This is a genomic window from Mycobacterium sp. NPDC050853 (assembly GCF_040653875.1).
Classification (GTDB): Bacteria; Actinomycetota; Actinomycetes; order Mycobacteriales; family Mycobacteriaceae; genus Mycobacterium.
Genome location: NZ_JBFAGW010000005.1, coordinates 171,943 through 185,550, shown reverse-complemented (window position 1 = coordinate 185,550; position 13,608 = coordinate 171,943). Strand labels below are relative to the sequence as shown.

At 66.6% G+C, this 13,608-nt stretch carries 11 protein-coding genes; all 11 read right to left on the bottom strand.

Annotated elements, in window-relative coordinates; all coding sequences use genetic code 11:
* Position 1: 1 nt before the first annotated feature.
* The 11 genes from AB0H22_RS17855 to AB0H22_RS17805 all read right to left on the bottom strand — a co-directional run bounded on the left by AB0H22_RS17855 (position 2) and on the right by AB0H22_RS17805 (position 13,560).
* A complete protein-coding gene (locus AB0H22_RS17855) occupies positions 2-712 on the bottom strand; it encodes a YggS family pyridoxal phosphate-dependent enzyme (protein ID WP_358147749.1) in 711 nt (236 codons plus the stop codon).
* Positions 709-1,419, bottom strand: a complete 711-nt coding sequence (gene pgeF / locus AB0H22_RS17850) for a peptidoglycan editing factor PgeF (protein WP_180751399.1) — start codon at positions 1,417-1,419, stop codon at positions 709-711. Before pgeF ends, AB0H22_RS17855 begins: the two co-directional genes overlap by 4 nt.
* Before the next feature lie 20 nt (positions 1,420-1,439).
* Positions 1,440-2,594, bottom strand: a complete 1,155-nt coding sequence (ftsZ, locus tag AB0H22_RS17845) for a cell division protein FtsZ (RefSeq protein ID WP_180751400.1) — start codon at positions 2,592-2,594, stop codon at positions 1,440-1,442.
* Between the two features lie 264 nt (positions 2,595-2,858).
* Entirely contained in the window at positions 2,859-3,803 is a 945-nt protein-coding gene (locus AB0H22_RS17840) for an FtsQ-type POTRA domain-containing protein (RefSeq protein ID WP_358147747.1), read from the bottom strand.
* On the bottom strand, positions 3,800-5,272 hold the full coding sequence (gene murC / locus AB0H22_RS17835) for a UDP-N-acetylmuramate--L-alanine ligase (RefSeq protein WP_358147745.1): 1,473 nt from the start codon (positions 5,270-5,272) through the stop codon (positions 3,800-3,802). The genes AB0H22_RS17840 and murC overlap by 4 nt, the downstream gene beginning before the upstream one ends.
* On the bottom strand, positions 5,269-6,441 hold the full coding sequence (gene murG, locus AB0H22_RS17830; RefSeq protein ID WP_358147742.1) for an undecaprenyldiphospho-muramoylpentapeptide beta-N-acetylglucosaminyltransferase: 1,173 nt from the start codon (positions 6,439-6,441) through the stop codon (positions 5,269-5,271). The genes murC and murG overlap by 4 nt, the downstream gene beginning before the upstream one ends.
* A gap of 33 nt (positions 6,442-6,474) precedes the next feature.
* Positions 6,475-8,022 (bottom strand): putative lipid II flippase FtsW, encoded by a 1,548-nt coding sequence (gene ftsW / locus AB0H22_RS17825; protein ID WP_180751404.1) that lies wholly within the window; start codon positions 8,020-8,022, stop codon positions 6,475-6,477.
* A 12-nt stretch (positions 8,023-8,034) separates the two neighbouring features.
* Positions 8,035-9,483 (bottom strand): UDP-N-acetylmuramoyl-L-alanine--D-glutamate ligase, encoded by a 1,449-nt coding sequence (gene murD / locus AB0H22_RS17820; RefSeq protein WP_180751405.1) that lies wholly within the window; start codon positions 9,481-9,483, stop codon positions 8,035-8,037.
* A gap of 6 nt (positions 9,484-9,489) precedes the next feature.
* Positions 9,490-10,569: a phospho-N-acetylmuramoyl-pentapeptide-transferase gene (mraY, locus tag AB0H22_RS17815; RefSeq protein ID WP_180751406.1), complete on the bottom strand. Its 1,080-nt coding sequence runs from the start codon at positions 10,567-10,569 to the stop codon at positions 9,490-9,492.
* Positions 10,566-12,080: a UDP-N-acetylmuramoyl-tripeptide--D-alanyl-D-alanine ligase gene (murF, locus tag AB0H22_RS17810; RefSeq protein WP_358147739.1), complete on the bottom strand. Its 1,515-nt coding sequence runs from the start codon at positions 12,078-12,080 to the stop codon at positions 10,566-10,568. Before murF ends, mraY begins: the two co-directional genes overlap by 4 nt.
* Positions 12,073-13,560: a UDP-N-acetylmuramoyl-L-alanyl-D-glutamate--2,6-diaminopimelate ligase gene (locus tag AB0H22_RS17805; protein ID WP_358147979.1), complete on the bottom strand. Its 1,488-nt coding sequence runs from the start codon at positions 13,558-13,560 to the stop codon at positions 12,073-12,075. The genes murF and AB0H22_RS17805 overlap by 8 nt, the downstream gene beginning before the upstream one ends.
* Positions 13,561-13,608 lie beyond the last annotated feature (48 nt).

Genomic DNA, 13,608 nt, shown 5'->3' with positions numbered 1-13,608 from the left:
TCTACCGTGACGTTAGCGGTCGTGGCCCCATCAACGCCGTACCGACACGCACACAAGTGGACCCATATTTAATGGCGGTCTCCAGGTCGTTGGACATTCCCGCCGACAAGCGATTCGCCTGCGGATAGGACTGTTGGACGCGTTCGTGTTCTTGCTGGAGCCCACGAAACGCCTGGTCGGGATCGGCCTCGCGGGGCGGCAAAGCCATCAGCCCGGCCAGCTCCAGATGCTCGCTGGCGGCCACCTGGGCGCACAACTCGTCCACCCCGGCAAGGTCGGCGATATCCAACCCACCTCGAGCCGTGTCGCCGTCGAGACTGATCTGTAGATACACGTGCAGCGGCTCTCGCCGCTCCCCTGCCCCACGGGCCGTGTCCAACGCGGCTGCCAGCCGCGGGCTATCGACCGAGTGCACCGAATATGCCCAGTGAGCAACCGATTTCGCCTTGTTGCGTTGCAGGTTGCCCACCATGTGCCACTGGATGTCCGCGTGGCCGACCTCCAATACCTTGTCGGCCGCCTCCTGGTCCCTTGATTCCCCGAACGCGCGACAGCCCAATCGGTACAGCTCTTCGATATCGGTGGCCGGGAAAAACTTGGTGACGGGCAGCAGTTCGATCTCATCCGGGTCGCGACCGGCGGCGTCAGCGGCGACGTGAACCCGTTCCTTTACCGCCGCCAGGGCGGTACTCAATTCCTGGGAACGGGTCATCGGCTGAGCCAGATCACCGAGGCCAGCCGACCGGTTCGTGGCTCCCGGCGATAACTGAACAGATCGGGGTCCTCGACAGTGCACCGCGGGTCGATATCGATGGCTGTCACACCCAATCCGGAAAGTTGCCGGGCGATGCCGGCGCGCAGATCCAGGCCAGGGGTGCCGGTGGAGGTCGTAGTGCGGCTGCCCGGCAGGTCCTCCTCCACATCGGCTGCCATATCGGCGGGCACCTCGTAGTGACGACCGCTCACCGCCGGTCCGAGAAAGGCCGAAATGCGCCCCACCTCGGCGCCGGCCGCCACCATGGCCTCGATCGTCTTGGAGACTATGCCGAGCTTCGCCCCCACCCGCCCGGCGTGTGCCCCCGCGATCACACCCGCGGCCGCGTCGGCGAACAGCACCGGGACACAGTCTGCGGTCAGAACCGCCAGTGCGATACCGGGTTCGGTAGTCAGCAATGCGTCGGTCTCCGGGATAACCGTTCCTCCGGGGCCTTCGACCCGGTGCACGTGGCTGCCGTGGACCTGCTGCATCCAGATCAGGTGATCGTCGGGCAGGCCAAGCGCGCCCGCCAGCCGCGATCGGTTGGCCGCCACGGCATCCGGGGTATCGCCGACGTGATCGCCGAGATTGAAACTGTCAAACGGTGCACGCGAGACCCCGCCCTTGCGGGTAGTGGTGACGCGCCGAACTCGAAAACCCATACCTCAGAGGGTAGTTCGGTTCATCGCCGCATGAACGGTGGCACGTCGACATCGTCCTCTTCGCCGCCGAGCGTCACCGTGGCACCGTTGGTGTCTCTGGGCAGACTCTGGGCGTCGATGGTGTCGAAGATGCTGTTGGCGTTCGAGCGAGACCCGTTGACCGCACCGGCCTTACCGGGGGCCACCGCACCCGGGGCCGCCGTTCCGCTGATCGGAGTGCGGCTGGGCCCACCGGCATCGAACCCGGCGGCGATGACGGTGACCCGCACCTCGTCGCCGAGCGAGTCGTCGATGACGGTACCGAAGATGATGTTGGCTTCGGGGTGCGCGGATTCCTGTACCAGTGTCGCGGCCTCGTTGATTTCGAACAGGCCCAGGTCGCTGCCGCCGGCGATTGACATCAACACACCCTGGGCACCCTCCATGGATGCCTCTAGCAGCGGCGAATTGATCGCGGTCTCAGCAGCTTTGAGCGCCCTGCCGTCACCGCGCGCCGAGCCGATACCCATCAACGCGCTACCGGCGCCCTGCATAACACTCTTGACGTCGGCGAAGTCGACGTTGATCAGACCCGGAGTGGTGATGAGATCGGTGATGCCCTGGACACCGTTGAGCAGTACCTCGTCGGCGCTACGGAACGCGTCCATGAGCGATACCGCGGCATCGCCCATCTGCAGCAGCCGATCGTTGGGGATGACGATCAGGGTGTCGCAGCTCTCGCGCAGCGAGCCAATTCCGTTCTCGGCCTGACCACTGCGGCGTTTCCCCTCGAAGGAGAAGGGCCGGGTGACCACGCCAATGGTCAGCGCACCGAGCTTGCGCGCGATGCTGGCCACCACGGGCGCGCCACCGGTACCGGTACCACCACCCTCACCGGCGGTGACGAAGACCATGTCGGCGCCCTTGAGGAGCTCCTCGATCTCGTCCTTGGCGTCCTCGGCGGCCTTGCGCCCCACATCGGGGTCCGCACCTGCGCCCAGGCCGCGGGTCGAGTCGCGGCCGACGTCGAGCTTGACGTCGGCGTCGCTCATCAACAGCGCTTGCGCGTCGGTGTTGATCGCGATGAACTCGACCCCCTTGAGGCCGTGTTCGATCATCCGGTTGACGGCGTTGACGCCGCCGCCACCGATGCCGACGACCTTGATCACCGCGAGGTAGTTGTGTGGAGGCGTCATGGTCGCCTTCCTCCCTGGTTGCTGCTGTGGTCTGCCAAGTGGGGCCTCGCAAACTCTCAACCTCTACCTCAGGCTTAGAGTTATGTCAGGTTGTCCCGCTGAAACAGAACGGTAGGGGGGGCGGGATACCGCACCCGGGAGGCGCGCCGAAGGATGCCGAGAATTTCCCGTGGCTATTTCCAGACGTCGCGAGCAGACGCTTAGTGCACAAGCGACCTGCGATCCGCGTGCACTACATGTCTGCTCGCGAGAGAAACGCGTCCCCTACTTGACCGTGGGCAGGTCGGGGCTGGACACGTCGTAGGTGCGACCGGGTTGCGTCAGCAGCGCCCCGAGCTTCTCCGCCTTCTCCGCGGTGCGATCGGTGGTCCCCCACACGATGGTGCGCCCATCATCGAGGGTCAGCGTGATCGACGACACGGACGGCGCCGCCACCTTTGCGACCTGCCGTGCCAGATCAGGCGCCAGTGAGGTGAGCACCTGCAGGGCCGCCTTGGTCGTCGGATCCTGCGGACCCGGGGCCACCACATCCAGCGCCGGGATTCCGGGCGGCGGCGGTTCGTTGGCGAAGTCCACACCATCGCGGTCGATGAGGTGCGTACCGTCTCCGCCCCCCCATGCCGCGACCGGAACCCGCTCGACGATCGTGACGCGCAGCGTGGACGGATACTCGCATTGCACTCGGGCGCTGGCCACCCGGCGGATACTCGCCACCCGATCAGCGGCCGCGGCAGTGTCAATCTGCAGCAGCCGGGTGCCCTGTGAAATATTCAGTGCACCAAGGACATCCTGTTGGGTGACGACACCGGTACCGGTCACCACGGTCTGACGCACCGACATCAGCGGCGTGAAATACAGAATCGCTCCGAGACCCACCGCAATCAGCGCAAGAAGCACCGCGAGCAGCACGGTCTGCAGACCCTGCACCTTCCCTCGGCCCGAGCCTTTGCCCTGGTCGACGTACTTGCCCTTGGCCGCAGCCTTCGCCTCCTGTCGCCCCTGCTCCAGGGCGATCGCGCGCCGCTGCGCATCCCGGCGTTCCGCGCGCTCCCTCCTGGCCCGCATTCGCGGTCCTTCGTCGGAGTCATCCGCGGCAGCCGTGTCCTCGTCGCCCGACTCGGTACCGGCCTCCACCGCCTCGGCGGGTACCGGGTTCGACTCCACTGTGTCCTCGGCAGAACCCTCGGAAGTCTTGTCCGGCTCGCTCATTGACCATTCCTCGGCGGCGGCCAGTCAGCGGCACGCGCGCGCAATGCACGGACGATCTCCTTGCCCTGCAGCGTGACATCGCCCGCACCCATGGTGACCACCAGATCGCCCGGCGCGGCGGCCGAGGCGACCTGTTCGGCCACCGCCGACAAGTCGGGCAGGTAATGCACCGGAACTCCGGAGATCCGCTCGGCGATCAGCGCGCCGCTGACACCGGGCAGCGGCTGTTCCCGCGCCCCGTACACATCGAGCACAAACACCACGTCCGCGATGCTCAGCGCGTCGGCGAACTCCGTCGCGAAAGCAGCTGTGCGCGAGTATAAGTGCGGCTGGAAGACGACAACGGAGCGGCCATGCCCCTGCTGCGCGACGATCCCGGAAACCGCCTGCAGCACCGTGCGCACCTCGGTGGGATGGTGCGCGTAGTCGTCGAACACCCGTACCGATTCCACCGATCCCACCAATTCGAATCGGCGACGCACACCCTCGAATCCGGCCAGCCCGTCCAGCACATCGTCGACGACGGCGCCGATCTCGGCCGCCGCCACCACCGCGGCCAGCGCGTTGAGCGCCATATGCCGGCCCGGGACCGACAATCGCATGGTGCGCGGGGTGCTCTCGCCCGCCAACTGGATCTGAGCGATGGCACCGGTGTCCTGGAACTGCCAATCGCGGAGGCGACCGGCGACCGGGACATCCGCGACGTCAGCCTGCTCGCTGCTGCCGTAACCAAGCACCCGCACACCACGCTCATGGGCCCGGCGGGCCAACGCGGCGGCACCCGGATCATCCAGGCACACCACCAGGACACCCTCGGGCCCAAGAGTTTCGGTGAACTTGTCAAACACCGCGATGTAGGCCTCGACACTGCCGAAATGATCGAGGTGATCGGCTTCGATATTGGTGACCACGATCAGATCGGGCCGGTACTGCAGCAGGGAGCCGTCGCTTTCATCGGCCTCGGCGACGAAAACCTGCCCGCTGCCGTGGTGGGCGTTGGTACCGGCTTCGTTGAGCTCACCTCCGACCGCGAAGGACGGGTCGTATTCGCAATGCTGCAGCGCCACAATGAGCATGGATGTGGTGCTGGTCTTGCCATGCGTTCCGGTCACCATGAGAGTTCGGTACCCGGTCATCAGGTCCGCCAATACCACCGGACGTAGCAGTACCGGTATCCCCCGCCGATTCGCTTCCACCAGTTCGGGATTCGTCTTCGGAATGGCGGCATGAGTAGTGACGACCACGGTGGGACCACCCGGCAGCAGATCCAGTGCCGCACCGTCGTGGCCGATGTTGACGAGGGCACCGCGAGCACGCAGCGCGAGCACTCCGCGCGACTCCTTGGCATCCGAGCCGGATACCTGCGCTCCCCTGTCCAACAGAATCCTGGCGATACCGGACATTCCGGCGCCACCGATACCGACCATGTGCACGCGACGCAGGTGCTCGGGAAGTGGACCGACGCTCATCGCGGGGTGCTCCGTTTCTGAGATCGCTGCTCGCGAGCCACGTCGAGCGCCACCTGAGCCACCTGCCGCGCGGCGTCCGGGTGCCCGGACAACGCGGCAGCCGAGGTCATCGCGGCGAGCCTGTCGGAATCAGCCATGATCTCGATCACCATGCGCGCCAATGTCTCTCCAGTGAGGTCGCGGTCCGCGACGATGACACCGCCCCCGGCGTCGACCACCGGTAGCGCATTGAGCCGCTGTTCACCGTTGCCGATGGGCAGCGGCACGTAGATGGCGGGCAGCCCGACGGCCGAGACCTCGGCGACGGTCATCGCGCCCGATCGGCATACCGCGATATCTGCCGCCGCATACGCCAGATCCATGCGGTCCAGGTACGGCAATGCGACATAGCGGGGTGCACCGGGCTCTGCCCCCGGCGTTCGGCCCGGAAGTTCGACGGAGTTCTTCGGCCCGTGCGCATGCAGCACCGAAACCCCTGCGGCGGCAAGGTCGTTGGCCGCAGCCGAGACAGCATTGTTCAACGACACCGCCCCCTGGGAACCGCCGAACACCAGCAGCACCAGCGCGTCGTCGTCAAACCCGTAGTGGGCGCGTGCCTCGTGACGCAACGCGGTGCGGTCCAGCGAGGTGATCGACCCACGAACCGGGACACCGACCACCTCCGCACGCCGCAGTCCCGAATCCGAAACCGCGGACAACACGCGCTGCGCTCCGCGCGCCCCGACTCGATTAGCAAGGCCGGCACGTGCGTTCGCCTCATGAATGACCACCGGAATGCGCCTGCGGCGCAGCGGTCCACGTCGGGCGGCCAGGTATGCCGGGAGCGCCACGTAGCCGCCGAATCCGATCACCACATCGGCCTCGACATTGTCGAACACCGCCCGCGTCTGCCGAACCGCCCGGCGCACCCGTACCGGAAGCCGAATCAGATCACCCGTGAGGCGCCGCGGCAGCGGCACCGGGACGATCAGTTCCAGGTCGTAGCCACGGTCGGGCACCAGCCGCGTCTCCAGACCGCGCTCGGTACCCAGCGCGGTGATCCGCACCGACGGATCGAGCTCGCGCAACGCATCGGCGACGGCCATGGCCGGCTCAACGTGACCAGCGGTACCGCCACCGGCCAGCACCACCGAGAGCGGCCGAAAATCATCACTCACCGGAGAGAGCATCCTTTCGGTCGGCCGCGGTCACATGGTCAGTGGCTATCGATGGCTTCGGGCTTGTGAGCCCCCGGCCCGGGATTGTTCACGGGAACGACCGCTCGCCCGCGTGCTCGAGGCCTGGCGCACCTGCTGTACCTGCCTATGATGCCCTGCGTCGCTGTCGGCGCGTGCACGTGGCTTGCGCTTGGCCTCGGGCTGCCGTTGAGCCGTCCCGGTGCTCTGCCCGGTTGATTTGGCGCGGAGCCGATCGCGTGCGCTATCGATCCGCGGCGGCACGTACGGTTCCGGCGACGGAAGCCGTAGCAGCCTGTTCATTCGATCACCGGATCCCGCACGCAGAGCAGCAACCGCCTCGGGCTCGTGGCGCGCCGCGTTGGCGATCAGTCCGATCATGAAAAGCGCCGTCGCCGTGGCTGTTCCACCCGAGGAGATGAGCGGCAGCTGGATACCGGTAACGGGAAGCAGCCCGATGACGTATCCGATATTGATGAAGGACTGGCCGATGACCCACATGCCGGCAGTGGCGGTGAGCATCCGCAGGAAGGGGTCGGCACTGCGCCTGGCGATGCGCATGGCGGTGTAGGCGAACACACCGAACAGTGCGAGCACTCCGAGGCAGCCGACGAAACCGAGCTCCTCGCCGATGATCGCGAAGATGAAGTCGTTGTGGGCGTTGGGCAGGTAATGCCATTTGGCCGAGCCCTGGCCCAGGCCCTGGCCGAAAAAACCGCCCTGGGCCAGTGCGAAGCGGGCCTGCCGGGACTGATACCCGGTCGCCTGCGGGTCTGCCGACGGATCCAACCAGGCCTTGACCCGATCGGAGCGATATCCGGCCGAAACAGCGAGGATGGCCGCCGCCAGCACGGCGGCGACCACCGAACTGAGGAACACCTTCAGCGGCAGCCCGGCGTACCAGAGCAGCGCCAACAAAATGATGCTCATGGAGACCGTCTGCCCCAGGTCGGGCTGGATGACGATGAGCACGAGCGCGATCAGCGCAGCGGGCACCAGCGGAACGAGCATCTCGCGCATCGATGCCTTCTCCATGCGGCGCGTGGCCAGCAGGTGCGCACCCCAGATCGCGAAGGCGATCTTGGTGAGCTCCGAGGGCTGCATCGACATGCCGCCATAGACGAACCAACCGCGAGAACCGTTGGAGTACGTGCCGATTCCGGGTACCAGCACCAAGGTGATCAAGACGATGGTAAAGACGAAGGCCGGGAATGAGTACTTGCGCATCACCCGTATCGGAGTGCGTAGCGCGATGTAGAAACCGACCAGGCCCACGCAGACCCAGAGCACCTGCTTACCGAAGACAGCCCACGCCGATCCGTCCAGGTCGTAGGACTCGACGCCGGATGCGGACAGCACCATGATGAGGCCGAGAGTGGTCAACAGTGCAGCCGTCGCGACAATCAGATGAAACGACGTCATCGGCCGGTTCAGCCAGGCACCCAGACGAGTGCGCGCCACCAGCCCGTCGGTCTTGGCGGCGGCGGACTTCTTGGCCGGCGTGCTTGTGGTCTTCGAGGCGGTGCGGTTCGCAGAACGGAAAATTTTGGTGAAGGGGGCGGTCAGGGTCGACACAGCTCTGGTCACCTAACCGGTAAGTGCGTGCACCGCCGCGGCGAAACGGTCGCCACGCTCGGAGTACCCGCTGAATTGGTCGAAGGACGCGCCGGCCGGAGCCAGCAGCACGGTGTCGCCAGGCTGGGCCAATGTGCTGGCGTGCCGGACAGCCGCGGCCATGACTCGAGTACCCAAATCAGCGCCACCCCCATCCGCCTCATCAGTCACATGAACCACATTTGCCTCTTGCACCTCAGCATCCTCGCGCGTAACAACGGCAACTACGGGTACATCCGGCGCGTGTCGCGCCAAAGCATCAGCAATCAAGCCTCGATCCCGGCCGATCAGCACAACCGCACCGAGCCGGTCGGCACAATCGCGCACCAGGTCATCCACCGCTGCTCCCTTGAGCAACCCCCCGGCGATCCAGATGACCCGCGGATAGGCCGCGATGGACGCCGCAGCCGCATGCGGATTGGTGGCCTTCGAATCATCGACGTAGGCCACCTCTCCGACGCAGGCCACCAGCTCGGCCCGATGCCGGCCCACCTGGAAGGCCCCCAGCGCCCGGGCAATGGCCTCCGCAGGTGTGCCCACCGCGCGGGCCAACGCGGCGGCCGCCAACGCGTTACGCACTCCGATGGGACCGCCGACTGGCAAATTCGCCACCTCCGCCAGCGGTATGTCGTCCCCGAACGCCCGGTCCACCAGCCGGCCACCGCGCACCCCGAGCTCACCGGGCGCGGGCTCACCGACGCGGAACCCCGCCTTGACCGGTGCGGCGGCGCCAGAAAGGAGGTCCGCGGCCACCGCGTCATCGAGACCGACGATCGCGACCTCGCCATCGAGCGCCCTCGCCTTGTCCCGCGTGTAGGCCGCCATGCCGCCGTGCCAGTCGAGGTGATCCTCGGCCACGTTGAGCACCGCGCCAGCGGCCGGTCGCACCGAGGGGGCCCAATGCAGCTGGAAGCTCGACAACTCGACGGCGAGGTATTCAACGGGCAGCGCCAGCACGGTAACCACCGGGTCGCCGATGTTCCCGCACAACGCACTGGTGCGGCCCGCTGCTGTCAGCATGTCGTGGACCATCGCCGTGGTGGTGGTCTTTCCGTTGGTTCCGGTCACCACCAGCCACCGTTTGGGCGTGCCGTATCGGCCGGAAGCGTCCAGGCGCCAAGCTAATTCGACATCACCCCAGATGGGCAATCCGGCCTGCTGGGCAGCCAGCACGATGGGCGCGGACGGACCGAATCCGGGGCTCACGATCACCAAGTCCTGGTCAGCCATGGATTGTTGCGCCTCGGCGGTGGTGAGCGCCACCCGCCCGGCGTCACGGTGGCGCCGCAGGGCTTCCTCATTGTCATCGCAGACGGTGATGCGCAACGCGTAATCGGCCAGCGCCGCGACAACCGCGTCGCCGGTGACACGCGCACCACAGACCAGAACCTTTGTGCCGCTAGCCAGTTCCGGGGGAATCATGACCGGCTAATCACCGATCGTCGCCAGCCACTCGCCATAGAACAGCGCCAGACCCAACCCGCAGGCGATCGCCGTCAACAACCAGAACCGGATGATGACCGTGGTTTCCGCCCACCCCATCAGCTCGAAATGATGATGGAACGGTGCCATTCGGAACACCCGGCGGCCGGTGGTTCGGAATGCCGCGATCTGCAGAACCACCGAAACGATCTCGGCGACGAACAGCGCGCCCAGCACCACGGCGAGTAGCTCGGTACGGGTGGTCACCGAGAGGCCGGCGATAATGCCGCCCAGAGCCAGCGAGCCGGTGTCCCCCATGAAGATCTTGGCGGGCGCGGCGTTCCACCACAGGAAGCCGATGCACGCGCCCGCGGTCGCCGCGGCGATCACGGCCAGATCGAGCGGGTCACGCACGTTGTAGCAGGCCACACCAGGATGGGTGGAGCACGCGTTGCGGTACTGCCAGAAGGTGACGATCACATAGGCGCCCGTCACCATCGCCATACATCCACCGGCCAGGCCGTCGAGGCCGTCGGTGAAATTGACAGCATTGGACCAGGACATCACCAGCAGTACACAGAACAACACGAAAACCACTGCGGGCATCGCGACGGTGGCGATCTCGCGTACATAGGACAGCTGCGGACTACCCGGGGTGAGCCCGTCGGTGTTACGGAACTGCAGCACCAAAATGCCGAAGACGAGCGCCGACAGTATTTGGCCGACGGTCTTGGAGGTCTTGTTCAGCCCGAGGTTGCGCGCCTTGCGGATCTTGATGAAGTCGTCGATGAAACCGACGCCTCCGAGCATGGATGCCAGCAGCAGCACCAGCAGTCCCGAGGCCGACGGCCCTTCGGCTCCGAAGGCGATACCGACCAGGTGCGATCCGAAGTACCCCGCCCACATCCCGGCCAGAATTGCGACACCGCCCATGGACGGGGTGCCGCGCTTCTTCTGGTGATGCTGTGGACCGTCGTCACGGATCTCCTGGCCGAAGCCCTGCCGCGAGAACACCCGGATGAGCACCGGGGTAAGCATGATGGAGACCAGGATCGCGATCCCGGCGGCGATGATGATCTGCCTCATTGGCTGTCCTCCAAGACGGCGTCGGGACCGCTTCCTCTTCGCGCAAGCAGTTCATCGGCGACTACCCAGAGACCCGCGGACCGCGATGCCTTGACCAGCACCACATCGCCCGCGGCGAGTTCATCGGCCAGCAGTATGGCGGCTGCCGCAGGATCGTCCACCAGCACCGCCTCGGACCCCCATGACCCCTCCATCACTGCACCCGCATGCATTGCCCGCTGTGACCTCCCGGCTCCGACGACAACTAACCGACTGACATCTAATCGCACAGCGGCCCGTCCGATGCGATCGTGCTCAGATATGGCGTCCGGACCCAGCTCGCCCATCTCACCCAGCACCGCCCAGCTGCGACGCGCCTGTTGGCCGTGGCGGGCCATGGAGACCAGGGCCTTCAGCCCTGCCATCATCGAATCCGGGTTGGCGTTATAGGCGTCGTTGATCACGGTCACGCCGTCCGCGCGGGTGCTCACCTCCATGCGCCGCCGCGACACCGGACCGGCGTCCGCGAGCGCGGCGGCGACCTGCGCGAGCGTGGCGCCGCATTCCAACGCGACCGCGGCGGCCGCCAGCGCATTGCTCACCTGATGCTCGCCATGCACCGCCAACTCGACCGGCACCGAGCTTGTTCCGTAGTGCAGGGTGAATCGAGCCCGGGCCAGGTCGTCGACGCTCACCTCGGCCGCCCAGATATCGGCAGGGTTGTTCACGCTGGTGCGCACCACCCGAGCCGATGTCTTGTGAGCCATCGCAGCCACCGCGGAGTCGTCGGCATTCAGCACCGCCACACCGTCACCCGAAAGCGATTGCGGTAGTTCACCCTTCGTATCGGCAATGGCCTGGCGGGATCCGAACTCGCCCAGATGAGCCGTGCCGACATTGAGCACAACCCCGATCGACGGCGGTGCGATGGCGGCCAGGTCCGCAATGTTTCCGGGACGCCGGGCCGAAAGCTCCAGCACCAGGAATTTGGTCGATTCCGTCGCGCGCAGAACCGTCCAGGGATGGCCGAGCTCGTTATTGAAGGATCCGGGAGGAGCCACCACCTCGCCGAGCGGGCTGAGTACCGCGGCAATGAGATCCTTTGTCGACGTCTTTCCCGACGACCCGGTGACTCCGACGATGCGCAGTCCCTGCGCCGTGAGCCGACGGGCCACCTCAGCCGCCAACGCGGCCGTCGCGGCGAGCACCGCAGCACCCGAACCATCCGAATCATGTTCCAGTGCCGACACTTCGGTGCGCGCGACGCCGGTCGGCGACACCACAATGGCGGGCACCCCCACTGGCCTGGCGGCCAGCACGGCGACTGCCCCGGAGGCGATGGCACCCTCGGCATGGTCGTGCCCGTCGACGCGGGCTCCCGGCAGTGCCAGGAACAACCCGCCCGGACCGATCTCGCGAGAGTCGAATTCGACGGTGCCGGTGACGCGCGTGTTCCGAGCCTCCTCGAGGCTGATCCCGTCGAGACGCCCACCGACGATCTCGGCGATCTCGGCGATGCTCAACTCAATCATCTATGTTCCCAAGCCCTTCCAGCGCCGCGCGCAGCTCCACCCGGTCGTCGAACGGGACGGTGACCGCGCCCACGCGCTGCCCACTCTCATGCCCCTTCCCGGCAACCAACACGGTGTCCCCCGGTTGTGCCCAGCGGGTCGCGTAGTCGATGGCCGCGCGCCGATCCCCGATCTCGACGATCTGCGTAGTTCCGGCCGATTCCGTTGCACAGGAAAGAATCTCGGCGCGTATCGCAGCCGGTTCCTCATCCCGCGGATTATCGTCGGTAACCACCACGAGATCGGCGAGCTCCGCAGCGACCTGCCCCATATCGGCACGCTTACCGCGGTCGCGGTTGCCACCCGCACCGAAGACCACGGCAAGCCGGCCCTTGCGGTGCGTGCGCAGGCTCTCCAGGACGGCGCGCAGTGCGCCGGGCTTGTGGGCGTAGTCAACGACGGCCAGGAAAGGCTGGCCGGCGACCACCGACTCCATGCGGCCCGGCACCCCGGCGGTGGCGATGCCCGGCGCCGCGGTCGCGGCCGAAACCCCGAGCAGATCCAAGATAGCAACGGCAACAAGACAATTGGCGATATTGTAGTGACCCGGTAGCGCGATATCGAGTTCTGCGCTGCATTCCGGACCATTCGCAACGAACCGCTGACCGCCGTCGTAGCCCACCGCCACTCCCGAACATATCCAGTCTGCGACGGCGCCGGCCTGCGAGCTCACCGTGAGCACCTGGGTGCCACCCGACCGCGCCACATCGGCCATAGCGCGACCGGCGTCGTCGTCGACACAGATAACGGAACGCTGCGCCCGCAACGGCGACTCACGCTGGAACAGGCGGGCCTTGGTGGCGAAGTAATCCTCCATATTGGGATGAAAGTCGAGGTGATCTCGCGAAAGATTGGTGAACGCCCCCACCGTGAAGTGGGTGCCGTCAACACGGTTGAGCGCCAGCGCATGGCTGGACACCTCCATGACCACGGTGTCCACGCCGCGCTGCACCATTTCCGCCAGCAGTTCCTGCAACGCCGGAGCCTCGGGGGTGGTCAGCGCGCTGGGGACATCCTCGCCGTCGATCCGCACCCCGACCGTACCGATCAGACCCACCCGTTTCCCGGCTGCCCGCAGACCGGCCTCCACCAGATAGGTGGTGGTGGTCTTGCCAGAGGTTCCGGTGACACCTACCACCCGCAGGTGCCGAGACGGGTCCCCGTAGACAGTGGCTGCGAGCGTGCCGAGAACCGCACGCGGGATCGGGTGGACCAACACCGCGATATCCGAGCCCTGTTCCCCCAGCAGCCGGGCTCCGGCCTCGTCCGTGAGCACGGCCGTCGCACCCGCAGCGACCGCCTCGGACGCGAACTGCGCGCCATGCGCACTGCTGCCGGGCAACGCCGCGAAGAGATCACCCGGGCGAGCGTCCTGTGCCCTGAGCGTGACGCCGGAGACGGTCGTGGCGGCGCCCCCTCCTCGCAGTTCGGCCGATACCAAGGAGGCGAGGTCGGTGACCGGGTGCGGGCGCGTCAGCGGGAGGAACCG